Below are 23,866 nucleotides of genomic sequence, written 5' to 3' on the forward strand. Positions count from 1 at the left end.
CAATCTCTGCTTTATTGCCGCCAGTTCTCGATGTCACCACGGAGTCCGGACCATGCCTTCCTATGAGCCGATCGGCGCGCTGCTGCGCGGCCTCGAGGTCCTGCACGCGATCAACGACCGCGGTCCGCAGACCATCGGCGACCTGCACGGCGCGACCGGTATTTCGAAGCCGACGCTGGTCCGTATCGTCGAGACGCTGCAGCACGCGGGTTATCTGAACGCGGGCGACGCGCAACGCCGCTACACCGTGACACCGCGCGTGCTGGGTCTCGCCAACGGCTACGAGCCGCAACGCTGGCTGATGGACGTCGCCGGTCCCCGGCTCGACGAATTGCGCGCGGCCGCCGGCTGGCCGGTCGAACTCGGTGTGTTCGACGGCGACGCAATGGTCATACTCAACACCAGCCGCGAGCCCGGCTATCTGTCGGTGAATCGCAAACCCGGTTCGCGCGTGCCCTTGCTGAAGACGGCACTGGGACGCGCGTTCGTCGCCAGCCTGCCGGACGCGCGGCGGCTGGCGCTCATCGACCAGCTGGCCGCGCGCGGCGACGACGAATTCGACCTCGCGCGCCATGCAGCCGCTTTCGGCAAACTCGTGGCCAACGTCAAAAAACGCGGCTACGCGGTGGCCGATCAGGAGACGCTCACCAATGGGCGGGCGCTCGCCGTCGCTGTCATCGTCAACGACGAACCGGTGGCCAGCGTGAACCTGGTCGTGCATTCGTCGGCCATGTCGCTGAACGAACTGGAAGCGAAATGGGGCGCACGACTGATCGAACTCAGCAGGCAGATCGCCGCCGATATCGTTCACCGCTAGCGTCGCACGCGTTCGCATCGTGTGGCGTCAGACGGAAGCATGTCGATGCACGACGAAGAGCGCCACGGCGCCGATGGCGAGAAACGTCCCCATCACCAGCAGCGACGCGGTGTACACGCCGCTCGCCGCCGCCAGCTTGCCGACGATGATCGGCGCACAGAATGCACCGGCAATGCCCACCGAACTGACGAGCGCGATGCCGCCCGCCGCGGTATCGCGTGGCAGCATGTCGGACGCGGTTGCCCAGAACAGTGGATAACCGGAGAGCACGCCGGCTACCATCATCACGAGCCCCAGCCCGAATCCGCCGATGCCGTGCAGCGACGCCGCGCACAGATAACCGGCCGCGCCGAGTGCGAACGCGGCCGGACAGATAAGCCGCGAGCGGCGGCGGTCCGCGCTGCGGCACGAAAGGTACATGGTGAGCGCCGCGACCAGATAGGGCACGGCGACCAGCAGGCCGATCTGAAAGTCCGCGCTCGCATAGCCGGAACTCTTGACGATGGCCGGCAAGAACGCGCCGATGGTCGTAATGCCGGCGTTCAACGCGAAGTAGGCGATGAACAGCGCGTACACGCGTGGCCGCGCGAGCAGTGACCAGAATGGCGCCCGGCTGCCGTGCGGAGCAGTCGGCGCGGCATCGTCGAGTCCCTGACGGATCAGGTCGCGCTCGGTCTCGTTGAGCCATTTTGCGTCGTTTGGACCGTCGGGCAACGTGAACCACAACACGAAGCCGAGCACGACGGAGGGCGCCGCCTCGACGAGAAACATCCAGTGCCAGCCCTTCAGGCCCAGCACGGTTGGCATGTTGCCGATCATCCATCCCGATAGCGGGCCGCCGATAAAACCGGCGAACGCGAGCGGCAGCATGAAGATCGACATGATGCGGGCTCGCTGTCCCGCGGGGAACCAGTACGTCAGGTACAACAGCACGCCTGGAAAGAAGCCGGCTTCCGCCGCACCCAGCGCAATACGCACGATATACAGATGCGTGGCGCTGCCGACGAACGCCATCGAGCCCGACGCAATACCCCACAGAATCATGATGCGCGACAGCGTGCGGCGCGCGCCGATTTTTTCGAGCAGCAGATTGCTGGGCACTTCGAAAATCAGATAGCCCGCAAAGAAAATCGCGGCACCGAAACCGTATTGCTGCGGCGTGAGATTCAACTCGCGGCTCATCGAAAGCTGCGCAAAGCCAATGTTGATTCGGTCGAGAAACGCGAGGATATAGCCGAGAAAAAGCAGCGGCAGCACGCGCCGGGCGACCTTGCGATACACGTCGTCCGATTGCACGGTATCGGGCGTGGATAACGTGGAACGGTCGAGAGCAGACGAGCGAGGGGTGAGCATGACGGTCTCCGTTTTCTTCTATGTCGCTAAAGGTGAATGCGACGCCTCGCATCGCTGGCGCTGCGTGCCTGTCCGCGTGGATCAGCCCAACGCGTCGATGAATGCAGCCGAATCGCTGACCCAGCCGAAGAAGGTTTCGATGTTGTAGAGCGTGGCGCGATACGTGTCTTCCGGGCCGGTCTCGAAACGCAGATCTTCCGGCCGCGCCTTCAAACGGCGCGCAGTCGCACCGAGAAAGGACGGCGTGCCCACCTGCTCCGCATCGGCAGGCGGATTGAGACGTGGGGCGGAGAGGGATGTCGTCATGGTGATCTACCGGTTGATCGAGTATTTCGCTAGGAGAAATATCATTTCATAAATTTTACGGTTGGCACGAGGTCGAAAAAATCGTGGTTAACCTTGAGTACTTGCCTGTCGCGATTTGCGATGTGCCTGAGCAAGCCATCTGTTCTATTTATGGGCTGCAAGCAACGCGGCTTATCGTTCCGCGCAAAAGCCGGCTTGCCGCGATGACGACCGCGCTCGCTCCGGCGCGGCTTGCAGGGCTTTTCGAGCGCCTGTGCGATCCGCCGGGGCGTTCAGTCGGAGCGGATAATCGCAATGACACGTGGTTAACCCTCCCTTCCGGGCGCTACCGGCGATTTCTATATTCGCTTCCCAACGGGGCGGCATGCTGTCTCCCCTGCACGCGTTCCCTAGCCGATTCATCCGGTTTTGCGCGGTGCGCACCTTATCGAGTATTCGCCGGGCGTGAGCGTGAGTCCGGCGGCATCTGGAATTTTCAGGAGTACAGGCATGGCAAGGATCATCGGTGGCATCGCTGCATCGCACACCCCAACGATCGGTTTCGCTTTCGACAAGAACAAGCGCGACGATCCCGTATGGGCGCCGATTTTCGACAACTTCGCACCGCTCGCCGACTGGCTCGCCGAGAAGCAGCCGGACGTGCTGCTGGTCATCTATAACGATCACGTCACGTCGTTCTTCTTCGACCACTATTCGGCGTTCACGCTCGGCGTCGGGCCGCAATGGCAGGTCGCCGACGAGGGCGGTGGCGCACGCGATCTTCCGCCGATAAAAGGACATCCTGAACTGGCCGCGCACATCGGCACCTCGCTGATGACCGACGAGTTCGACATGTCGTTCTTCCAGAACAAGCCGCTCGATCACGGCTGCTTTTCGCCGCTGTCGATGCTGTGCCCGCACAAGCCCGAATGGCCCGTGAAACTCGTGCCGCTGCAAATGGGCGTGCTGCAACTGCCGGTTCCCAGCGCGCGCCGTTTTTATAAGCTTGGTCAGGCATTGCGGCGTGCCATCGAAAGTTATCCCGAAGACCTGAAGGTGGCGATCGTTGCGACCGGTGGTTTGTCGCACCAGGTTCACGGCGAGCGCGCGGGCTTCAACAACACGGCATGGGATCAGCGCTTTCTCGATCTGTTCGAGAACGACCCCGAACAACTGGCGGAAATGACGATTGCCGAATACGCGGAACTCGGCGGCTTCGAGGGCGCGGAAGTGGTCATGTGGCTCACCATGCGTGGCGCGCTGTCGGCGAACGTCGTGTGCAAGCATCGCAGCTACTACCTGCCGTCCATGGCCGGGATTGCGACGGCTATCTACGAAGGCGAAGGGAATGAAACGAAGCCGTCGGTCATCGAGCGGCACCGTCAGCGTATGGCGGTTCAACTGACCGATGTCGAGAAGCTGGAAGGCACGTATCCGTTCTCGATCGAAGTCGCCGTGCGTGCCTATCGCATCAACGACTACCTGCACCGGATGGTCGAACCCGCGCATCGCGAAGCGTTTCTTGCCGACCCCGAAGCGAGCTTCGAAGCGGCCGGCCTGAGCGATACCGAGCGCGATCTGATTCGCCGTCGCGACTGGCGCGGTCTGCTGCATTACGGGGTGATCTTTTTCATGCTCGAGAAACTCGGCGCGGTGACCGGCGTATCGAATCTGCACATCTACGCCGCCATGCGCGGTGAAACGCTGGAAGCGTTTCAGCAGACCCGTAACGCACCCGGCGCGCTGTATTCGGTCGCCGGAAAAACGGCGGGGAAACTCGATTGGGACAGCACGGGAAAAAGTAAGAACTGAGCAATAAGAACTGAGCAGGCGACGAATTCAAAACCAATTAAAAAGTGTCTGGAGATAGAAGGTGAAGAGCAACAAGAAAGTCGGCCTCGCGCTGTTGAGCGCCACGTTGGCGACGACAGCCGCGCACGCGCAGAGCAGCGTGACGCTGTTCGGCATGATCGATACGGGCATTTCATATGTGAGCAATCAGGCCGGCAAGCACAACGTCAAGATGGACGACGGCGTGAACGGTCCGAACCTGTGGGGCTTCAAAGGCGTTGAAGATCTGGGCGGCGGCACCAGGGCGATCTTCGAACTGGTCGATCAGTTTCAGGTCGACAACGGCGGCTTCATGCCCAATTCGAGTCTGTTCAGCCGGACGTCGCTGGTTGGGCTCGTCAACGACCGGCTCGGAAAGCTGACCTTGGGTAATCAGTACGACTTCATGACGGACTCGCTGTATTTCGCCGGCGACGATCCCGCGGAAATCTCGGGCCATTTCTACGATTTTCGTGCCGGTCCGTTCAAGAAACTGGCATTGCCGTCGAACGCCACCGGCGATTTCGACTGGGACCGCATGGCTGGCGAGCGCGTTGCGAATTCGGTGAAATACGTCACGCCGGTTGTCGGCGGCTTCAGCGCGGGCGCCATGTACGGCTTCGGCGGCGTGGCCGGGTCGATTGGTTCGGGTAACTCACAAAGCTTCGCACTGAACTATGCCGCCGGTTCTTTCGGCGCGAATGCCGCGTTCACCAACATCAAGTACTACACGGCCGGCGCCGCCGACGTGAGCGTGCGCAACTGGGGTGTCGGCACGCACTACCGGTTTGGTTCGTGGATCGCCAATGCGCTGTTCACGACCGTGCACAACTCGGCGAACGGCGGTGCGATATACGAAGGCTCGCTCGGCGCGCATTACAACTTCACGCCGGCACTCAGCGCAGGCGTGTCGTACATGTACATGAAGGGCAACCAGACCGTCGACGACAACCACGCGCACCAGGTCGGCGGCAATGTCGACTATGCGTTGTCCAAGCGCACCACGGTCTACGTGCTGGGCCTGTATCAGCGTGCGAACGCCGGGGCGCAGGCGCAGATCAACGGCTTGAACAGTGCCGATGGCGCGTCGAGCAACGCCACGCAGGCCATCGCCCGCATCGGTATTCACACGCGCTTCTAACAAGAGTCCTGACCCGTTGCATGAAGGAGGCAGAAGTAAATCAATGACTACAAGACGAACAATCGACATCAAGGCATTTATCGACGGGCGATCCATTTCGCCCTACCAGTGGTTACTGGTGGCGCTGTGCTTTCTCGTGGTGACGGCGGACGGCATGGACGTCGCGATCATGGGTTTCGTCGCGCCCTCGATCATCCACGATTGGGGCATCTCGCGACCCGCGTTCGGTCTGGTGATGAGCGCGGCGCCGCTGGGTCTCGTGATCGGCGCGCTGGCCGCGGGGCCGGCTTCCGACCGCATCGGCCGCAAGTGGGTGTTGATTACCTCCGTGTTCCTGTTCGGCGTGTTCACCATCGCGACGGCGTTCACGCAGTCGCCGGTGCAGATGGCCGTTCTGCGCCTGCTGACCGGCATTGGGCTCGGCGCCGCGATGCCGAACTCGACGACCTTGCTCTCCGAGTACGCGCCGCAGCGCAAGCGCTCGCTGCTGATCACCATCATGTTCACCGGCTTCAATCTCGGTTCCGCACTGATCGGCTTCGTTGCCGGCTGGCTGATTCCCGACCATGGCTGGCGTTCGGTGCTGATCTTCGGCGGCGCGCTGCCGCTCGTACTGATCCCGCTGCAAGTGTGGCTCCTGCCCGAATCGGCACGGCTGCTCGCGGTGCGCGGCGCGTCGCCCGAGCGGATCGGCAAAGTACTGGGCCGGGTATGCGGCGAGCGTTTTGCCGGCGACGAAGTGTTCGTGTCCAGCGAACCGCCGCTGCCCACGCGCAAACCCATCGGCGTGCTTTTCTCGCACGGCTACGGCGTGCTGACGGCTGCGTTGTGGGTGACGTATTTCATGGGGCTGCTGGTCATCTATCTGCTGACGGGCTGGTTGCCGACGCTGATGAAAGACGCCGGCTTGACGGTGTCGTCCGCGGCCAACGTGACGGCGATGTTCCAGATCGGCGGAACCATCGGCGCGATTCTGGTCGGCTGGATGATGGATAAGGTGCGCCCGGCGCCGGTGATCAGCGCGGCGTATCTCGGCGGCGGATTGTGTGTGCTGGGGCTCGCGTGGATCGGTGCGCTGTCTTCGTCGCTCGCATTGCTGGTGTTTGCTGCGGGATTCTGCATGAGCGGCGCGCAGACGGGACTGAATGCGTTCGCGCCCGGCCGTTATCCAACCGTTGCGCGTGCAACGGGTGTGAGCTGGATGCTCGGCATGGGCCGGTTCGGCAGCATCTTCGGCTCGGCGATCGGCGGTGCGTTGCTGGGTTTCGGACTGCAGTTCGGCGCGATTCTCGCGATGCTCGCCGTGCCGGCGACGCTGGCGGCGGTGGCGATCCTGCTGGCACAGCGCGCGAGGGTCGGTGAACCGTCCGTGCAACCCAATACCGCGCACTGAGTCGCGCACCGAACGGCGTTATCGAGAATGAAGAGTTTGCCGGGCATCTTGCACGATCCAGTCACGAGTCACACGGTCAGCGGCATTTCGTCGATGGCGACCCGTAACCTGCTGGTCGATCTGGTCGACTGCTACGCCCGCGATGCGGGGCAGGCCGTGGCGATCGAAGCGACGGGCGGCGTGGAAGCGGCGCGGCGGGTTCTGGAGGGCGAGGCGTTCGACGTGGTCGTGCTGGCGGCCGATGCAATTGCGCGGCTGATCGAAGCCGGGCGGCTGGTGGCGGACAGCCGGGTCGATATCGCCCGCTCGCAGGTGGCGGTGGCAGTCGCGAGCGGTACTGCGAGGCCCGATATCGCTAATGAAGCGGCGCTGCGCAGGGCTGTTCTTTCTGCAGGTAGCGTTGGCTATTCGACGGGGCCCAGCGGGACGCATCTGTCGAATCTGTTCGAGCGCTGGGGCATTGCCGACGCGATCGCATCACGTATCGTGCTGGCGGCGCCGGGTGTGCCTGTCGGTTCGCTGATCGCGAGCGGTGAGGTCGAACTGGGTTTCCAGCAATACAGCGAACTGTTGCATGTGCCGGGGATCGAAATCGTCGGCATGTTGCCGGGTGATGTCGACGTGGTTACGGTGTTCTCGGCGGCTATTTGTACGGCGTGTGTGCAGCGGGAGGCTGCGCGGGCGCTTATTGGTTATTTAGCTTCTGCTGAGGCTGCTGGGGTGAAACGGGCGCACGGGATGGAGCCGGTGTAAAGAGTGGGAATTGGGCGTACTACTTTGCTGCGAACGATCGCCGGATCGACCGCGCGTCGCATCGCAACCCCCGAAAAACCTCCCCCTCAAACCGCCTCACTATAATGAACGACCGGGCCCCGCCCAGACATCCAGTCCAGCAGTCTTTCACCTCCTCACCCACCACCGCCCATGTCGATCAGCAAACCGTCGAGCCCGTTTCCTTCCGTCGACCGCCTGTCGCGTGACCCGCAATTCGCCGGGCTGGTCGAGCGTTTCGGCCGGACCGCGAGCATCGACGCCATTCGCGGTGTGCTCGACGATTTGCGCGCCCATCTCCCCGAGCCGGATTTCTGCGCGCCGCAAGACCCGGAGATCATCGAGCAAGCCGCCGAGCGGCTAAACAAGCGCAGCACCTTCTCCCTACGACGCGTATTCAATCTGACCGGCACCGTGTTGCATACGAACCTCGGCCGCGCGTTGCTGCCGGAGTCCGCCCTGGCACACGTCAACATGGCGCTACGTGAAGCCTGCAATCTCGAGTTCGACCTCGACAGCGGCGGCCGCGGCGACCGTGACGACCTCGTCGACGACGTGCTGACCGAACTGACCGGCGCCGAAGCCGCGACGGTCGTCAACAACAACGCAGCCGCCGTCCTGCTCGTATTGACCGCGCTGGCGGCCGAGCGCGAGGTGATCGTCTCGCGCGGCGAACTGGTCGAGATAGGCGGCGCGTTCCGCGTGCCCGACGTCATGCGTAGCGCGGGCGCGCGACTGGTCGAGATCGGTACGACCAACCGCACGCATCCGGCCGACTACGAACGCGCGATCACCTCCGACACGCGCGCGCTCATGAAAGTCCATGCAAGCAACTACAAGATCAGCGGCTTCGTCGCGGAAGTCAGCGAGAAAGAGGTCGCCGCCATCGCCCATGCGCATGCCTTGCCGCTGGTCGTCGACCTCGGCGCCGGCAGTCTGATCGACCTGAGCGCATATGGCTTGCCGAAAGAGCCGATCGTCCGCGAAGTCATTGCAGCCGGCGCGGACGTGGTCACGTTCAGCGGCGACAAGCTGCTCGGCGGACCGCAGGCCGGTTTGATCGTCGGCAGGAAGGATTTGATCGAGCGCATCAAACGGCATCCGATGAAGCGCGCGCTGCGCGTCTCGAAGCTGACCCTCGCCGCGCTCGAAGCCACGTTGATCGCTTACCGGCATCCGGACCGGTTAGTTCACGACATTCCGACGCTGCGCCTGCTCACGCGTTCGGCCGAAGACATCGAGGCGCTCGCGCAGCGCGTCAAGCCGCATCTGGAAGCGGCGCTCGGCGCAGCGGCGCCCGGCGCAGCGGCGCCCGGCGCATCGGCGCGCGGCGCGTCGGCGCCCGGCGCAGCGTGGCAGGTCGACGTGGTGTCTGTGGCGAGCCAGGTGGGCAGCGGGTCGTTGCCGATCGACGTGATTCCCAGCGCGGCGTTGGCGCTGAGCTCCGTGGGCACACGCTCCGGTTCAGCGCTCAACACACTTGCGGAACGGCTGCGGCGTTTGCCGGTGCCGGTCATCGGGCGGATTGCCGACAACCGGTTTCTGCTCGACCTGCGCTGTCTGGAAGACGAAGCCGGCTTCATCGCGCAACTCGGCCTGCTGCAAGCACTGAAATAACAGCGAAAAACTCGCAGCACCCTGCTGATTAGCAGGGTAGGTGAGACACGGTGACTCAGGTAACATCCGCAGCGGAATCCGGAGAGCAGCGAGGCAGCGGTCACGACAGTGTCGGGAACACGAACGTCGAGCCACGCTATGCCGGGCCCGCTAGAAACCTGAGAGAAGACCCGAGTCCGTCACGAGCGCAAAGCCGGCGGACTTGCTGCAAGTCAGCGCATTCGAAAATGCCGGCTCATACCAACCGCGTTTTATTTATCGCCGGGCTGTATCCCACCCGTCGATAGATGCCTGAGCCACAAGCTCATCAAACCGGCGCGACCGCGCACGCTGTATTTGCGGAAAATCGTCGTGATGTAGGAATGCGTGGTGGAGACGGCAAGACCCAGTCGTTCGGCAATCTGTTTCTCGGTTGCCTCGGTCAGCAACAGTTCGAGCACCTTGCGCTCATAGGGCGCGAGCACCGCCAGCAATGCGTCGGGAACATTGTGACGGCGGCGCAATTCCGTCACGTCGCGCGCAACGCCGACCCGCAGTTGTTCGTGTTCCAGCCAGCGAGCCGACCAGTTCAGGTACACGTCGCTGCCGTTCTTATGGCGGTAACGGTTCTCGAAACCGACCCGCTTGCGGCCCGCCAATACTTCTTTCGCTTCGCGAATGGTCGCGTCCCGATCGGCGGCAACGACGAAATCGATAATGAACTGGTCGACGAAGTCGCTCGGCTGGTAGCCGAAAATCTCCACGCACGCGGGACTCACATGACGGATACGGCCCTGCTGGTTGACGAGAAAAATGGCGTCGGGCGAGTTGTCTGCCGACTTGGTGACGAGGTCTTCGAACAGGTCGCTTTTCATGGCGGCTTGATGGCGCCGGCTCTGGCGGAACGCGCGGACCGAATTGGAGCCACAGCGTAACGTGCGACAAAAATATAAGCAATTCGCCGCGTCAGCCCGCCTGCACCTTGCCCGTCTGCGCAAGCCGTTGCGCGAGCAACGACAGCGCGTCGTAAGCCTCGCGCGCCACCGGATCCCATCCGGCAACCGCATGCGATTGCGCGTCGACCACCGCCCGGTCGCCGCGCGCGGCCGGTCCGGTCAACGCTTCCTGCGGGCCCAGCGCCACGACGTTGTCGGCCGCATTGCGCGTGAGCGTATGCATCATGTCCTGAATCAACGGATCGGGAATGCCCGCCGCTTGCCATAACTCGACGGCCATTGCCGCCAGGATCGGCAGAAAATTGGACGACACGACCGCCGCCGCGTGATAAAGCGTTTTGCTGCCGGGCCCAATCTCGAAGCAGCGTGCGCCGATCGCGGCGAGCGTTTCACTCCACACCGAACAGGCTTCGCGGTCGCCTTCGATTCCACACGGCGTGTTCTCGAACTGGAACACGGCCGTGCCGGGATGCGCGAAGCTGAGCATCGGATGCGCGCTCGCCACGCGCCAGCCGATTGCCCTTAGCGGCGCGAGGATCTCCGCATCGAGCGCGCCGCTGCAATGCACGGCGATCGACGCGGAAGCCGCAATCCGCTGAGCGGTGCGCCGTTCGGCAAGCCGTTCGGCAAGCCGCGCGGCAAGTTGCCCGGCCACCGCGGCTATCTGCATATCGGGCACCGAGAGCAGCCAGATATCCGCGTCGCGCATTGCGCCGAGGTCGTCCACCGGCCGTCCCGCGCCGATAAATTCGACCGCCTCGCGCGCGTGCGCGCTGTCGCTGTCGTACAGATCGCCGATCTCGAGCACGCGATTGGCGACGATGAGATGCGCCAGCGTCTTGCCGACCCGCCCCGCGCCGATGATGTTGAGAGTCGCCATGGTGTCGGATGCGCGTTGGGTCAGCCGTGTTTGATCGCGATGGTCTTCAGCGCGGTGAAGCCGTACAGCGCCTCGAAGCCCTTCTCGCGACCGTGCCCGCTCGCCTTGACGCCGCCGAACGGCAGTTCGACCCCGCCGCCCGCGCCGTAATTGTTGATGAAGACCTGGCCTGCCTGCAGCTTGCGCGCAAGCCGCAAACCGCGCGAACCGTCGCGCGTCCAGACGCCGGCGACGAGTCCGTAAGGCGTGCCGTTGGCAATCTTCACGGCGTCGGCTTCGTCGTCGAACGGAATGGCGGCCAGCACCGGACCGAAAATCTCTTCCTGCGCGAGCCGGCTTTGCGGCGGCACGTCGCGGAACAGCACCGCTTCCTGAAAGAAGCCGCTGCGCGACGCCTCGACGACGATCTTGCCGCGCCCCGCCACCGGAATGCCTTCGCTCTCCGCGAGTTGCACGAGACCGCGCACGCGCGCGTGCTGTTTCGCGTTGACGAGCGGCCCCATGTCGAGGTCCATCGCGGGCGGCCCCGAGCGCAGCGCGGCGAAGCGCTCCGCCAGGCGTTCGATCACCTGTTCGTAGATGTTGCGCTGGATCAGCAGCCGGCTGCCGGCCGAGCAGGTCTGCCCGGCGTTCTGCACGATCGCATTGAGAATCACCGGCAACGCCTCGTCGAGATCGGCGTCGTCGAACAGCAGTTGCGGCGACTTGCCGCCGAGTTCGAGCACGGTCGGGCAGTGGCGGTCGGCGGCGGTGCGCGCCACCAGCGCGCCGGTCACGGTCGAGCCCGTAAACGAAATGTGGCCGATGCCGGGGTTCGCCGACAGGGCTGCGCCCGCTTCGCTGCCGAGCCCCGTGACCACGTTGATCGCGCCGGCCGGGAAGCCGACTTCCGCGGCGATTTCCGCGAGCCGCAAGATCGACAGGCTGGCGTCTTCGGCTGGCTTCACGACGCACGCATTGCCGGCGGCCAGCGACGCGCCGACGCTGCGGCCGTAAATCTGCATCGGGTAATTCCACGGAATGATGTGGCCGGTCACGCCGATCGGCTCGCGGATCGTCAGCACCGTGAAGCCGGTGGTGTAGGGCAGGGTCTCGCCGTGCAGCTTGTCGACGCAGCCGGCGTAGTAGCGCAGATAGCGCGCCAGCACGGCGGCGTCGGTGCGCGCGGTCTTGAGCGCCTTGCCGGTGTCGCGCGCTTCGAGTTGGGCGAGTTCGTCGCCGTGTTCGAGCACGGCCGCCGCGTAGGCGAACAGCAGGTCGGCGCGTTCGGCGGGCGAGCGGGTCGCCCACGGACCATCGAGCGCTTCGCCCATTGCGCCGCGCGCCGCGACGACCGCCGCGTCGATGTCGGCGGCATTACCGCGGCCGATCGCGGCGAACGGCTCGCCGGTGCTCGGATCGATGACGTCGAGCGTCGCGCCGTTGTCGGGCGCGCTCCAGGTGTTGCCGATGAAATGACGAAATTCCATGATGACTCCGTGATCAGTGCATTGCGTGCCGAATGCGTCGGTAATGCGCCCGCTCATTGCGTCAGCAGCGCGTGTTGGTCGACGGCTTCGGCGATTGCCGTGCCGACTTCGATGGTATTGGCGGTGCCGCCCATGTCGGGCGTACGCGGCCCGTTGGCGAGCACGCTCTCGATCGCCGAAACGATGCTTCGTGCGGCGGCTTCGTAGCGCGCTTCGCCGCGCCCGAGGTGCTGCAGCATCATCGCCGCCGACCAGATCTGGCCAATCGGATTGGCGATGCCGCGCCCGGCGATGTCGGGCGCCGAGCCGTGCACCGGCTCGAACAGCGACGGAAAGCGCCGCTCGGGATTCAGGTTCGCCGACGGCGCGATGCCGATGGTGCCGGTGCAGGCCGGCCCGAGATCGGACAGGATGTCGCCGAACAGATTCGACGCGACCACCACGTCGAAGCGGTCCGGATGTTGCACGAAGTGCGCGCACAGAATGTCGATGTGAAACTTGTTGGTCGCGATGTCGGGATAACGTTTCGCCGCCTCGGCAAGCCGCTCGTCCCAATACGGCATGGTGATGGAAATGCCGTTGGACTTGGTGGCCGCGGTCAGTTGCTTGCGCGGCCGGCTGCGGGCCAGTTCGAATGCGAAGTTCAGGATGCGGTCGACGCCCGTACGTGTAAACACCGACTGCTGCGTCGCGAATTCGCGCTCGGTGCCTTCGAACATGCGGCCGCCCACCGACGAATACTCGCCTTCGGTGTTCTCGCGCACGACCAGAAAATCGATGTCGCCGGGCACGCGGTTCGCGAGCGGCGCGGGCACGCCGGGCATCAGGCGGACCGGGCGCAGGTTCACGTACTGGTCGAAATCGCGGCGGATCTTGATGATCGATTCCCACACGGCGGTGTGGTCGGGCACGATGTCGGGCGTGCCGACGGCGCCGAAGAAAATCGCGTCGTGCTTCTGGATCTGCCGGTCCCAGTCGGTCGGCATCATCGTGCCGTGCTGCACGTAGTAATCGGTGCACCATGCGAATTCGTCGAAGTGAAGGCCGATGTCGTAGCGTGCGGCCACACTGCGCAACACCCGCAGCCCTTCCACCATCACTTCCTTGCCGATGCCGTCGCCGGCGATCACCGCAATATTGTGCGTCGTCGTCATACTGTCTCCATAGTTATCGTACCAATCTACTGGACGGCGGCGCGCGGAGGAAGTGCGAATCGGGGAACGGGAGTCTTCGAATATTCGCAAGGGCCTGCTGTCGCGATACCGCTTGCCGCGGTGTCATCGTACCGTTGCGCCGGTCGCGGGCGGCCTGATCGTGGCGGGCGCCATGGCGCTCAGAAAGTCGAACAGCATGCGCGCCGGCAACGGCGCGGCGCCCGCGCGCATGCCGACCGACATCACGCGCTCGGCCCATGGGTTGGTCAGGCGGATGAAGCGCAGTTGCATCGGCTCGCGGAACAGCCGGACCGCGCCTTCGGGCAGCACGCCGACGCCGTGGCCCACGGCGATCAGCCGGCACATCGCCTCGAAGCTCTGCACCTGCACGCGAAAGCGGATGCTCTTGCCGAGCAGCGCGGCTTCCTTCACCAGCAGGCGCGTGACCTCGGCCTTGTCGTCGAGGCCGACTATGTCGTGTTCGAGCAGCGCGGAAAATTCGATCTCCTCGCCCTGCAGCACGTGGTCTTGCGGCACGACGACGCTGATGCGGTCGGTGCAATACGGTGCGAGCCGAATGCCTTCGGTGGCGACCTGCGAGGTCACCACGCCGATGTCGGCGCGGCCTTCGCGTAAAGCCTGCAGAATGTCGGTGCTGCGCAGTTCGCTGATATGCAGCTTGATGTCACGATAGCGCTGCGAGAACGCGCGCAAATGTTCGGGTAAATCCTGGCTGATCGCCGAGATGTTGGCGAACACCCGCACGCGGCCGACGGAGCCTTTGGTGTAGTCCGACAACTCGCTGTAGATCGCATCGGTTTTCAGCAGGAGTCCGGTCGCGTGGCGGGCGAGCGCTTCACCGGCGGGCGTCGGCTCGACACCGGCCGAGGTGCGGTTCAGCAGCGCCACGCGGAAGTGGTGTTCGAGTAGCGCGATACGCCGGCTCGCGGTGGACAACGACATATGCGATTGCTGCGCTGCTTTGGACAGGCTGCCCATTTCGACGGCGCGCAGAAACAGAGCCAGTGAAGTGAGATCGAACAAAAGCGGATACTCCGTGACAAATCATGCCGCGCAGTATGGCATTCGTGCGAACGGCGGGAAGCGCGGCGGACTCAAGGAATACCCTGGGAGCGCGCAGGGTGCGGCGCGCTGCCGGCCCGCGTGACAGGCGTTCGAAGTATTCGAACGCCCGCTTCAAGGATTTCGCATATCGCTCGCGCGCCGCAGGCGGTAGATTGATGCGGCCCGCCATCGCGACCTGCCGTCCACGAATCCGGCAGCACCGCGCGAGGCCCGGCCAGATATCCAATAACGGAGACAAGACGTGGACATCGATGCGATTCGCCCTTCCGGCGGCGCGGAGCCGGCTATTCCGCCGCACGACGCGGTGACCGAAGACGCCGTGTTTCGCCGTCTGGCGCTCAGGATTCTGCCGATCCTGATGTTCGCCTACATCACTTCCTATATCGACCGCGTCAACGTCAGCTTCGCCAAGTTGCAGATGGCGCAGCAACTGGGCTTCTCCGACGCGGTGTTCGGCTTTGGCGCGGGCATCTTCTTTCTCGGCTACGTGGTGTTCGAGGTGCCGAGCAACATGATCCTGCAACGGGTCGGCGCGCGACGCTGGATTACCCGCATCGTGCTGACGTGGGGCATCGTCTCCGGGCTGACGGCGTTCGTTTCGACGCCGATGCAGTTCTACGTGATGCGCTGTCTGCTGGGCGTCGCCGAGGCGGGCTTCATTCCGGCCATCGTCTATTACATCGGCCAGTCGTTTCCACGCCACCGGCGTGCGCGCATTCTCAGCCTGTTCTACGCGGCGCTGGCGCTGGCGGGGCTGATCGGCTCGCCGTTGACCGGCGCGATCATGCAGTACTTCGACGGCGCGATGCAGTTGCCGGGCTGGAAATGGATTTTCATCCTCGAGGCGCTGCCGGCGTTTCTCGCCGCCGTGTACACCTGGCGCGGGCTCGACGACGACGTCACGCGCAGTCCGCACTTCAGCATCAACGAACAGGCGTTGCTCACGCGCGTGCTCGCCGAAGACCGCGCCGTCACGGCCGAAGCGAATCACAAGGGCTTGCTGTCGAGCTGGCTGGTCTGGGCCTTCTGTCTGATCTATTTTCTCGACGTGTTCGGCATCTACGGCTACACGTTCTGGGCGCCGACCATGATCCGCTCGATGGGTATCAAAAGCGATCTGGTGATCGGTCTGCTGGCCGCGCTGCCCAATGCGGTGGCGGTGGTCGTGATGGTGCTGTTCGGCCGCAGCGCGGACCGTCGCGGCGAGCGCCGTCTGCACGTCGCGGCATTACTGTTGATGGGCGCTGTGGGCCTCTCGCTGTCCGTGCTGTGGCACGACAATTTATGGCTCGGCGTGCTCGCGCTGTGCATTGCGAATGCCGGCATGCTGTCGTTTCCGCCGCTGTTCTGGAGCATGCCGACGGCGGTACTCGGGACCGCGGCGGCGGCCATCGGCATCGCATGGATCAGCGCCTTCGGCAATCTTGCGGGATTTTTCGGACCTTACGTGGTGGGCTATCTGAAGCAAAGCTCGGGCGGCATGACCTTGCCGATCTTCTCGATGGTCGGCTGTCTGGTCGCCGGGCTCGTGCTGACGTTGATGCTGCCGAAACGGCTCGTTAACCGCTGACCCAGGCGAATCGTACTCGCCGGCACTCACCTTCCTGAACGCCTCAACAAACTCAAAGAGATCAGCATGACGCAGCGCATCGGAATGATCGGTATCGGCCTGATGGGTCACGGTATCGCACGCAACGTCCTCAAACACGGCTACCCGTTGACGGTAGTCGAACACCCCGGCAACCAGCCGCTCGACGAACTGCGCGCGAGCGGCGTGAAAACCGTGCAGAGCGGTGCGGCGCTGGCGCGCGAAGCCGACATCGTCATTCTCTGCGTGACCGGCTCACCCGAAGTCGAAGCGGTGTTGGGCGCAGCGGACGGCGTGCTGGCGGGACTGCAGCCGGGGACGATCGTGATCGACTGTTCGACGGCGGTGCCGGCGTCGACGCTCAAAATGGCGGCGCGCGTGACCGAAGCCGGCGGCCTTTTCGTCGACGCGCCGATGACCCGCACCGCGAAAGAAGCGCACGAGGGACGGTTGAACCTGCTGGTGGGCGCGGAACCGGGCCTGTTCGCCCGCATCCTGCCGCTGCTCGAAACGTTCGCTGAAAATATCACGCGGGTCGGCGCGACCGGCGCGGGGCACAGCATGAAGCTGCTGCACAACTTCGTTTCGCTGGGGACGATTGCGCTGTTATCGGAGGCGGCCGCGTGCGCGCAACGCGCCGGTGTCGATCCACAAACCTTCGTCGACGTGCTGGCCAAGGGCGGCGGTGGCGGCGTGGCGCTGGAGCGGTTGCGTCCGTCGCTGCTGGAGGGCGATCCGACCGGCATGCCGTTTTACATGTCGAATGCGTTGAAGGACCTGGGTTACTACGTGACGATGGCAAGTGACGCGCAAGCGGTGGAGTCGATCGCGCTCGCCGTGCAATCGACTTACGCCGGCGCTGTGGAGCAGGGCGGCGCGCATCGCACGTTGCTGGAGTTGCCGGGTTTGCTGGCGGGCAACGAACTGGTTGCCGAGGGGAAGTAACGCTCGCTTCCAGCTTATCGCTGATCGCCTACCGCTTGCGGACGCTGTCGGACGGCAACTCGCCGAAGCGTTCGCGATAGCTGATCGCAAAGCGTCCCAAATGACTGAACCCGCAATCCAGCGCAATGCTGGCGATGCGGACGTCGGACGGGGATTCGAGAATCGCCTGACGCGCGCGTTCGAGCCGCAGTTGTTTCAGGTATTGCATCGGACTCGTCTGGCGAAAGTGCAGGAAGCCGTCGCAGAGCGTTCTGACCGGCACGCCCGCCGCTTCGGCGATATCGATCAGACGCAACGGCGCGGACAGTTGCGCGTGCATCAATTCTTCGGCGCGGCGCACGAAGCCGGGTACACCCACGCGGTCCGCGTAGTGTTGTGCGCTATTCGTGCGACCGGCGTCGAGCAGACTGACCAGCAGCGCTTCCACGTTCGAACCGACGTTTGAATTGGCGCACGCGCTGCTGAGCAATTCCGGCGAACTCGCTACCAGCCGCAACTGTTCTTTCCAGGCCCGCATGCTGTCGCTCGACAGCGGCACCACCGGGTCGAAGCGTTTGGGCGCTTTGCGCGCGTCGTCGTCGCCGCGGAAAGACGCGGGGTCGATGCGCATGACCAGTTGCTCGCAATCGGGCGAGAGCAGCGCGCTGAACGGCTCGCCGGGCGCGCGCAGAATGCCGCGCTCGCTATTCACGCGCACGTTGCGGCCCGCGACGCTCACTTCCGCTTCGCCGGAAATGCAGAACATCATCAGGTAATAGCCGTCGACCTCTTCCACGTTGACGCGCATGGCCGTGCCGAATGCGATCGTGCCGATACCGAGCCGGCCGATCTTGACGAAATCCATATGCGAGCGACCGTTGCCCCGTCCTGACGGAATCAGCGAATGCGGCTGCATCACGCGCGAAATCAGCTCGCGCGTTTCGTCGATGTCGGTCGACTCGAAGAGCCGATGGCGCCGCAGCGCGTGGGGAAGAAAGTCAGTCTGGTGCATAACAGCCCGTGGACAGGGAGGGCAAGCCGGCTCGAACGACGAGCGGCCAGGTAAATCTGCCTGAAACGGATAAGCGGGGCGTCAACCTGCCAGAATCGGATAGACCCTTCATTTTGACGCTCCAAAAATAGCTTCACGCATGCAGTGCAGAGTTTATTTTGCACACGCGTCCCACACAATATGGAGAAACTACCGTGGAAATGGTTGAGTCCCCCCTTCGCCCCATGAACCGGCTCGATTCGGACGCCGTGGTGTTTCCGCACGACGACGGTTCGCGTGTGCCCTATAAGGTTTTTAGCTCGCAGGCGGTGTACGACCGCGAACAGGAACGGATTTTCCGCGGCCCGACCTGGAATTTCGTCGCGCTCGAAGCCGAGATTCCGAATGCCGGCGACTACAAAAGCACCTTCGTCGGCGATACGCCGGTCGTGGTCACGCGTCTCGAAGACGGCAGCCTGTCTGCGTGGGTGAACCGTTGCGCGCACCGTGGCGCGTCGGTGTGCCGCAAAGCGCGCGGCAACGCGACCTCGCACACCTGCGTGTATCACCAGTGGAGTTTCGACAATAGCGGCAACCTGCTGGGCGTGCCGTTCCGCCGCGGCCAGAAGGGCATGACCGGCATGCCGGCCGACTTCGACCCGAAGAACCACAGTTTGAGAAAGCTGCGGGTGGAGAGCTATAAAGGCCTCGTCTTCGCGTCGTTCAGCGAAGAAGTCGGACCGCTTGCCGACTACCTCGGCGCCGAAATGCGCCCGTGGGTCGATCGCATTTTCCACAAGCCGATCGAATATCTCGGCTGCACGCGGCAGTTCTCCAAGTCCAACTGGAAGCTCTACTTCGAGAACGTGAAGGATCCGTATCACGCGAGCATGCTGCATCTGTTCCATACGACCTTCAATATTTTCCGCGTGGGCATGAAGGCGCGTTCGATTCCCGACGCAACGCATGGTCTGCACAGCATCATCACCGTGACGAAGACCGGCGAAGATACGTCGGCGGCCTACAAGCAGCAGAACATCCGCTCGATGGACGAGGGCTTCTCGCTCGAAGACGACAGCGTGCTCGGTCATATTTCCGAATACGCGGAAGACACGACCAACCACATCCAGCCGATTTTCCCGCAACTGGTAATCCAGCAGATTCACAACACGCTGGTCGCGCGTCAGTTGTTGCCGAAAGGGCCGAACAGTTTCGAACTGATCTTCCATTTCTTCGGCTACACGGACGACACGCCCGAGATGCGCGAACTGCGCATCAAGCAGGCGAATCTGGTCGGGCCGGCCGGCTATATCTCGATGGAAGACACCGAAGCGACCGAACTCGTGCAGCGCGGCACCATCCGCGATGCGGACGCCACCTCGGTCATCGAAATGTCGCGCGGCAATCCTGACCAGCAGGACACGGTCATCACCGAAAGTCTGATCCGCAAGTTCTGGGTTGGCTACCAGAAACTGATGGGCTATTGAGGTCAGGAGAGAACGGACATGGAACAGATGAAGCTGTGGTTCGAACTGCACATGCTGCAGGATCAATACATCAACAACCTCGATAACGACCGGCTCGAAGCGTGGCCCACGCTGTTCACGGAAGACTGCCTGTACGAAATCGTGCCGAAGGAAAACGCCGATATGGGTCTGCCGATCGGCATCATCTACTGCAATAACCAGAAGATGCTGCGCGACCGCGTGGTGTCGCTGCGCAACGCGAATATTTTCGAAGAGCACAGCTACCGGCACATGACGTCGGGGCTCGCGGTGATCGGCGAGAAAGACGGCGTGATCGAAACGGAAAGCAACTACGTGGTGATCCAGACGCGCACCAATGGCGAGTCGAGCGTGTATCAGGCGGGCAAGTACTACGACCGCGTGGTGCGTACACCCGATGGTCTGCGCTACAAGGCCAAGCGCGTGATTTACGATACTTCGCGCGTGCAGACCCTGCTCGCCACGCCGATCTGAGGAGCTTGCGATGGAACAGTTAGTAGACGGCTGGCAAGCGCTCGGCACGCTCGACGATTTCACCGAGGGCGAGCCTGTCGCAGTCATAGCGGGCGACAAGCCGGTGGCGATTTTCCGTCTCGGCGACGAAGTCTTTGCCTTGCACGATCTGTGCACGCATGGTCATGCACGGTTGTCGGAAGGTTATGTCGAGGACGGTTGTGTGGAATGTCCGCTGCATCAGGGCCTGTTCGACATCCGTAACGGCGCGCCGCGTTGCGCGCCGGTGACGGAAGCAGTGCGCACGTACCCGATCCGGATCGTCGCGGGCAAGGTCGAAATTCATGTCGCGTGAACCGTATGTGATCGTCGGCGCGGGTCACGCCGCGCGGCGTGCAGCCGAGACATTGCGCGCGCTCAATGAAGACGCACGCGTCGTGATGATCGGTGCGGAACCGGAGTTGCCGTACGACCGCCCGGTGCTGTCGAAAGACGCACTCACCAGCGAAGCGGGTGAGCAGCGCGCCTTCATTCGCGATCGCGCGTGGTACGACGCCCAGCGTATCGAACTGCGTCTGGGCGTGGCGGTCGAGGCAATCGACCGGCCGGCGCGTACGGTGCAGTTGGCCGACGGCAGCCGGCTCGCGTACGAGCGCCTGCTGATCGCAACCGGCTCGCGTGTGCGCCGTTTTCCCGGTGTCGACGAAACGCGCGTGCCCTTGCATTACGTGCGCACGGTGGCGGACGCGCGCGCGTTGCGTGCCGTGCTGCTGCCGGGCAAGCGGGTCGCGGTGATCGGCGGCGGCTTTATCGGTCTGGAAGTCGCGGCGTCGGCGGCGACGCTGGGTTGCAGCGTCACGCTCATCGAACCTGCCGAAGCCTTGTTGCAACGGTCGATGCCGGCAGCGGTCGGCGAATTCATTTTGTCGCTGCATGCAGGGCATGGTGTGGATGTGCGTTTGGGCACGGCCGTGCAGGGCATTCATCGTTCTGAAGCGCAAAACGAAGCACTAAACGAAACGATCGTCGAAACCAGCCGCGGTGCGATTGTCGCGGACGTCGTCGTGATCGGTATCGGAGTCGTGCCGAACGTCGAACTGGCGCAGCAGTCCGGGCTCGAAGTCGACAACGGCATCGTCGTGGATGCTGCGTGCCGCACCAGCGATCCTGCGATTTTTGCGGCGGGCGAAGTGACGCGGCATTTCAATCCTCTGCTGGGCTGTCACTTGCGGGTGGAGTCGTGGCAGGTCGCGGAGAACCAGCCGGCGATCGCCGCCGCCAACATGCTCGACGACGAAGCAGCCCAGACGTACGCGGAGATCCCGTGGCTGTGGTCGGATCAGTACGATTGCAATCTGCAAACGCTGGGACTGTTCGATCCGCAGCAGACGCTGGTGACGCGCCGCAGTGCCGACAACCGTTCGCTCACGCTGCTTGCTCTGGGTGCGGGCGGCAAGATCGAGGCGGTGGCGGCGGTCAACGCGGGGCGTGACATCGGCGCATGCCGGCGTTTGATGGCGTCGGGAAAAATCGTCGAGCCAGGAGCGTTGGGCGACCCGGCGATTGCGTTGCGCACGTTCATCTGAAGGAGAAGCCGGCTTTCACCAGCGCCGGGGCCGCAGCCCGGCGTGAAACCATTCGATCATCGACACGATGTCGAAGACCGGCACGTCGAACCGTTTCGCGACCAACGCCGAATACGGCGCGAAGTTACTGCATTCGCTGACGATCGCGCCGACCTCCGGATGAGCCGTCAACAGGCGCCCGGCGCAGTCGAGTACGTCGGCGGCCTGTTCGTCGAAACTCACGCTCGCGGCGTTCGTGAGATTGTTGCGCAGGAAACGACTGTCTTCGGCGAGACCCGCAACCGGCAGATCGAGCGGAGCGCTGGCCGCGCGAAGATGCGTCGCGGTGAGCGACACTTCGCGCGCGGTCAGAATGCCGACGCGCTGTCTGGCGGGCAGCAGCGCGGCGATCGACGGAATCTGCAACAGGCTGGAGGTTGCGACCGGCACCGGGCAACGCTCGGCGAGCGCCTGCTGGAACGACACGAGAAAGCCGCAACTCGTCGTGATGCCGTCGACACCGAGCGCGGCGAGGTCCTTCGCGGCTTCGACGAAACGGTCGAGCAGCGGCGCGGCGGCGAGCAGGTCGCCACCGGTCGCGGCGATGACGTCCGGCCCGCTCACGCCTTCGAGCCGCGCGTACTGCACCGGAAAATCCCACGTGGCGCCGTGACCGATATCGCCGGGCAGGCGCTCGAAACCCGTGTCGAGCATCAGGATGCCGAGGCTCACGCCGTGAATAGTGCGTTGTCGTCGTGGCGAAGAGGAGCGCGTCATGGTCAATTCACGAAGCAGTTGCACTGATCCAGCGTCGCGGGCAGCGGCAAGCCGAGTTCTTTCAGCTTGCGACGGTTGATGAGCGCCACGTAGTCGGAGGGCACCGCGCGATAGGTCGGCAGCGACGCGGGCTTCGCGCCATGCAGCATCTGCACCGCGAGATCGGCGGCGTGCGCGCCTTGCGACTCGTACGACGGCGCGTAGGCGACCGTAATGATGTCGCCCTTGCGGATCAACTCATGTTCTGCGCTGAGAATCGGAATATGCATGCGGTCCGTGACCGATGCCACTGCCGGTAACGACGACTGTACGAGGTTCGAGCCGATTGCATAGAAGAAGTCGACGCCGCGCATCGTGCCCGTGCGTTGCGGCACGTCGACCGTCGAATCGACGGAATTCGCGACCATCGTCAAACCGGCCTTGTCGGCGGCTTCCTTGAGGCTCGCAATGGCCGCGACGTCGTTCACTTCGCCCGCGTTGTAGAGCACGCCGAAGCTTTTGGCCTTCGGGAACACCTGTTTGGCGAAAGCCAGCACGGCGTGGTAGTCGGTCGCGCTCGACGTGCCCGTAATGCGGGCGCCGCCGTGCTGCCAGTCGGGTACGATGCCGGCTTTGACCGGATCGGTGATCTGCGAGAACACCAGCGGAATGCTGGCGTCGTTCACATTGCGCACGGCAGCCTGGGCGACCGGCGTGGTAATGGTCAGGATGACCGCGGGATGTTGCGACAGGATTTGCGCGAGCGTTTGCGGAATCAGGCTCGGTGTGAAATTTGCGTCGCTGTACGCGTATTTGACAGTTTTGCCTTCGACGTAACCGTCTTTTTCCATCTGCTGCTTGAAGCCCGCGATGGTGCGAGCGAGTGCCGGATGCGGACCGAAGTTGGCAATCCCGACCACCAGCGGCGCGGGCGCGTCGGCGGCGCGGCCCGGCAGGCTGACCGACAACGCTGCGACGCCGGCAACAGCGGCGAGTGCCAGTGCAAGACGGTTGAGGCGCATGCCGGCAAGCCGGGCGATGGTTTGATGAACGTTCATGTCGTCGAAGCCTGAAGAAAACGGTGGAGAGAGCGAAGCGGGCGCCAGGCAGCGGCTGGCGAACTGACCAGCGCGGCAGCGCGCCACGACCGCGACAGTCCGATTGTCTTCACCCGGCTTGCATGCGCCCATACCGACAAAATAAACAGTTCCGATTGCCTATCAAAAGTAGCGGCTCGCTGCCATCGCAGGCTTTGACCACGATTACAGCAAGCCTTAAATCGCTTTTCAGTTCGCTCTAGTCAAGCGATTCTCAGATGAAGGAAATCGGTTCTAACTATTTTGAGTCGATTGT

At 63.6% G+C, this 23,866-nt stretch carries 22 protein-coding genes; 12 read left to right on the forward strand and 10 right to left on the reverse strand.

Going from position 1 to position 23,866, the window contains the following annotated elements; genetic code table 11:
* Positions 1–52: 52 nt before the first annotated feature.
* Complete coding sequence (locus tag FQ746_RS28690; RefSeq protein ID WP_144113178.1) at positions 53–817, forward strand: IclR family transcriptional regulator C-terminal domain-containing protein; 765 nt, start codon at positions 53–55, stop codon at positions 815–817.
* 27 nt (positions 818–844) lie between these two features.
* Here the strand turns inward: FQ746_RS28690 and FQ746_RS28695 are convergent, their stop codons facing one another.
* On the reverse strand, positions 845–2,170 hold the full coding sequence (locus FQ746_RS28695) for an MFS transporter (protein WP_144113179.1): 1,326 nt from the start codon (positions 2,168–2,170) through the stop codon (positions 845–847).
* A gap of 81 nt (positions 2,171–2,251) precedes the next feature.
* Complete coding sequence (locus FQ746_RS28700; protein ID WP_144113180.1) at positions 2,252–2,476, reverse strand: hypothetical protein; 225 nt, start codon at positions 2,474–2,476, stop codon at positions 2,252–2,254.
* Positions 2,477–2,965: 489 nt separating this feature from the next.
* Between FQ746_RS28700 and FQ746_RS28705 the strand changes: the two genes are divergently transcribed.
* The 5 genes from FQ746_RS28705 (at position 2,966) to selA (ending at position 9,207) form a co-directional block, all read left to right on the forward strand.
* Positions 2,966–4,267 carry a gallate dioxygenase gene (locus FQ746_RS28705; RefSeq protein ID WP_144113181.1) on the forward strand — a complete coding sequence of 434 codons (1,302 nt, stop codon included), beginning with the start codon at positions 2,966–2,968 and terminating at the stop codon, positions 4,265–4,267.
* Between the two features lie 61 nt (positions 4,268–4,328).
* Positions 4,329–5,426, forward strand: a complete 1,098-nt coding sequence (locus FQ746_RS28710; protein WP_144113182.1) for a porin — start codon at positions 4,329–4,331, stop codon at positions 5,424–5,426.
* Positions 5,427–5,469: 43 nt separating this feature from the next.
* The gene (locus tag FQ746_RS28715) at positions 5,470–6,819 is read left to right on the forward strand and encodes an MFS transporter (RefSeq protein WP_144113183.1); all 1,350 of its coding nucleotides are present in this window, start codon (positions 5,470–5,472) and stop codon (positions 6,817–6,819) included.
* Positions 6,820–6,846: 27 nt separating this feature from the next.
* Positions 6,847–7,572 (forward strand): substrate-binding domain-containing protein, encoded by a 726-nt coding sequence (locus FQ746_RS28720; RefSeq protein WP_144113184.1) that lies wholly within the window; start codon positions 6,847–6,849, stop codon positions 7,570–7,572.
* A gap of 171 nt (positions 7,573–7,743) precedes the next feature.
* A complete protein-coding gene (gene selA, locus FQ746_RS28725; RefSeq protein WP_144113185.1) occupies positions 7,744–9,207 on the forward strand; it encodes an L-seryl-tRNA(Sec) selenium transferase in 1,464 nt (487 codons plus the stop codon).
* Between the two features lie 251 nt (positions 9,208–9,458).
* Here the strand turns inward: selA and FQ746_RS28730 are convergent, their stop codons facing one another.
* The 5 genes from FQ746_RS28730 to FQ746_RS28750 form a co-directional block, all read right to left on the reverse strand.
* Positions 9,459–10,061, reverse strand: coding sequence for a PAS domain S-box protein (locus FQ746_RS28730; RefSeq protein ID WP_144113186.1), 603 nt, complete (start codon positions 10,059–10,061; stop codon positions 9,459–9,461).
* A 91-nt stretch (positions 10,062–10,152) separates the two neighbouring features.
* Complete coding sequence (locus FQ746_RS28735) at positions 10,153–11,022, reverse strand: Rossmann-like and DUF2520 domain-containing protein (RefSeq protein WP_144113187.1); 870 nt, start codon at positions 11,020–11,022, stop codon at positions 10,153–10,155.
* Positions 11,023–11,042: 20 nt separating this feature from the next.
* Entirely contained in the window at positions 11,043–12,491 is a 1,449-nt protein-coding gene (locus tag FQ746_RS28740; protein WP_144113188.1) for an aldehyde dehydrogenase family protein, read from the reverse strand.
* Positions 12,492–12,544: 53 nt separating this feature from the next.
* Complete coding sequence (locus tag FQ746_RS28745; protein ID WP_144113189.1) at positions 12,545–13,645, reverse strand: tartrate dehydrogenase; 1,101 nt, start codon at positions 13,643–13,645, stop codon at positions 12,545–12,547.
* A gap of 123 nt (positions 13,646–13,768) precedes the next feature.
* Positions 13,769–14,689: a LysR family transcriptional regulator gene (locus tag FQ746_RS28750; protein ID WP_144113190.1), complete on the reverse strand. Its 921-nt coding sequence runs from the start codon at positions 14,687–14,689 to the stop codon at positions 13,769–13,771.
* Positions 14,690–14,972: 283 nt separating this feature from the next.
* Between FQ746_RS28750 and FQ746_RS28755 the strand changes: the two genes are divergently transcribed.
* Complete coding sequence (locus FQ746_RS28755; protein ID WP_409932446.1) at positions 14,973–16,301, forward strand: MFS transporter; 1,329 nt, start codon at positions 14,973–14,975, stop codon at positions 16,299–16,301.
* A gap of 66 nt (positions 16,302–16,367) precedes the next feature.
* Complete coding sequence (locus FQ746_RS28760; RefSeq protein WP_144113191.1) at positions 16,368–17,264, forward strand: NAD(P)-dependent oxidoreductase; 897 nt, start codon at positions 16,368–16,370, stop codon at positions 17,262–17,264.
* 28 nt (positions 17,265–17,292) lie between these two features.
* Here the strand turns inward: FQ746_RS28760 and andR are convergent, their stop codons facing one another.
* Entirely contained in the window at positions 17,293–18,255 is a 963-nt protein-coding gene (andR, locus tag FQ746_RS28765; protein WP_144113192.1) for an anthranilate 1,2-dioxygenase regulatory protein AndR, read from the reverse strand.
* Between the two features lie 194 nt (positions 18,256–18,449).
* Here andR and andAc point away from each other — a divergent pair, with 194 nt between their 5' ends.
* The 4 genes from andAc to andAa are packed head-to-tail and all read left to right on the forward strand — an operon-like array spanning position 18,450 to position 21,778.
* Positions 18,450–19,721, forward strand: a complete 1,272-nt coding sequence (gene andAc, locus FQ746_RS28770) for an anthranilate 1,2-dioxygenase large subunit AndAc (protein ID WP_144113193.1) — start codon at positions 18,450–18,452, stop codon at positions 19,719–19,721.
* Between the two features lie 18 nt (positions 19,722–19,739).
* On the forward strand, positions 19,740–20,213 hold the full coding sequence (gene andAd / locus FQ746_RS28775; RefSeq protein WP_144113194.1) for an anthranilate 1,2-dioxygenase small subunit AndAd: 474 nt from the start codon (positions 19,740–19,742) through the stop codon (positions 20,211–20,213).
* A gap of 10 nt (positions 20,214–20,223) precedes the next feature.
* The gene (gene andAb, locus FQ746_RS28780) at positions 20,224–20,547 is read left to right on the forward strand and encodes an anthranilate 1,2-dioxygenase ferredoxin subunit AndAb (protein ID WP_144113195.1); all 324 of its coding nucleotides are present in this window, start codon (positions 20,224–20,226) and stop codon (positions 20,545–20,547) included.
* Positions 20,537–21,778 carry an anthranilate 1,2-dioxygenase system ferredoxin--NAD(+) reductase gene (andAa, locus tag FQ746_RS28785; protein WP_144113196.1) on the forward strand — a complete coding sequence of 414 codons (1,242 nt, stop codon included), beginning with the start codon at positions 20,537–20,539 and terminating at the stop codon, positions 21,776–21,778. The genes andAb and andAa overlap by 11 nt, the downstream gene beginning before the upstream one ends.
* A gap of 15 nt (positions 21,779–21,793) precedes the next feature.
* Here andAa and FQ746_RS28790 read toward each other — a convergent pair whose 3' ends face one another.
* Entirely contained in the window at positions 21,794–22,534 is a 741-nt protein-coding gene (locus tag FQ746_RS28790) for an aspartate/glutamate racemase family protein (protein ID WP_144113197.1), read from the reverse strand.
* 2 nt (positions 22,535–22,536) lie between these two features.
* Positions 22,537–23,571: an ABC transporter substrate-binding protein gene (locus tag FQ746_RS28795; RefSeq protein ID WP_144113198.1), complete on the reverse strand. Its 1,035-nt coding sequence runs from the start codon at positions 23,569–23,571 to the stop codon at positions 22,537–22,539.
* Between the last annotated feature and the right edge of the window lie 295 nt (positions 23,572–23,866).

The sequence above is a fragment of the Paraburkholderia sp. BCC1886 genome, from assembly GCF_900996245.1.
In the GTDB taxonomy this organism is placed as follows: domain Bacteria; phylum Pseudomonadota; class Gammaproteobacteria; order Burkholderiales; family Burkholderiaceae; genus Paraburkholderia.

Bases quoted from the DNA above. Each gene is read 5' to 3' on its own strand.
- FQ746_RS28690 (WP_144113178.1), top strand. From the start codon at position 53: ATGCCTTCCTATGAGCCGATCGGCGCGCTGCTGCGCGGCCTCGAGGTC.
- FQ746_RS28760 (WP_144113191.1), top strand. From the start codon at position 16,368: ATGACGCAGCGCATCGGAATGATCGGTATCGGCCTGATGGGTCACGGT.
- andAd (WP_144113194.1), top strand. From the start codon at position 19,740: ATGGAACAGATGAAGCTGTGGTTCGAACTGCACATGCTGCAGGATCAA.
- FQ746_RS28695 (WP_144113179.1), bottom strand. From the start codon at position 2,170: ATGCTCACCCCTCGCTCGTCTGCTCTCGACCGTTCCACGTTATCCACG.
- andAa (WP_144113196.1), top strand. From the start codon at position 20,537: ATGTCGCGTGAACCGTATGTGATCGTCGGCGCGGGTCACGCCGCGCGG.
- FQ746_RS28705 (WP_144113181.1), top strand. From the start codon at position 2,966: ATGGCAAGGATCATCGGTGGCATCGCTGCATCGCACACCCCAACGATC.
- FQ746_RS28735 (WP_144113187.1), bottom strand. From the start codon at position 11,022: ATGGCGACTCTCAACATCATCGGCGCGGGGCGGGTCGGCAAGACGCTG.
- FQ746_RS28740 (WP_144113188.1), bottom strand. From the start codon at position 12,491: ATGGAATTTCGTCATTTCATCGGCAACACCTGGAGCGCGCCCGACAAC.
- FQ746_RS28700 (WP_144113180.1), bottom strand. From the start codon at position 2,476: ATGACGACATCCCTCTCCGCCCCACGTCTCAATCCGCCTGCCGATGCG.
- selA (WP_144113185.1), top strand. From the start codon at position 7,744: ATGTCGATCAGCAAACCGTCGAGCCCGTTTCCTTCCGTCGACCGCCTG.
- FQ746_RS28730 (WP_144113186.1), bottom strand. From the start codon at position 10,061: ATGAAAAGCGACCTGTTCGAAGACCTCGTCACCAAGTCGGCAGACAAC.
- FQ746_RS28795 (WP_144113198.1), bottom strand. From the start codon at position 23,571: ATGAACGTTCATCAAACCATCGCCCGGCTTGCCGGCATGCGCCTCAAC.
- FQ746_RS28715 (WP_144113183.1), top strand. From the start codon at position 5,470: ATGACTACAAGACGAACAATCGACATCAAGGCATTTATCGACGGGCGA.
- andR (WP_144113192.1), bottom strand. From the start codon at position 18,255: ATGCACCAGACTGACTTTCTTCCCCACGCGCTGCGGCGCCATCGGCTC.
- FQ746_RS28720 (WP_144113184.1), top strand. From the start codon at position 6,847: ATGAAGAGTTTGCCGGGCATCTTGCACGATCCAGTCACGAGTCACACG.
- FQ746_RS28745 (WP_144113189.1), bottom strand. From the start codon at position 13,645: ATGACGACGACGCACAATATTGCGGTGATCGCCGGCGACGGCATCGGC.
- FQ746_RS28790 (WP_144113197.1), bottom strand. From the start codon at position 22,534: ATGACGCGCTCCTCTTCGCCACGACGACAACGCACTATTCACGGCGTG.
- andAb (WP_144113195.1), top strand. From the start codon at position 20,224: ATGGAACAGTTAGTAGACGGCTGGCAAGCGCTCGGCACGCTCGACGAT.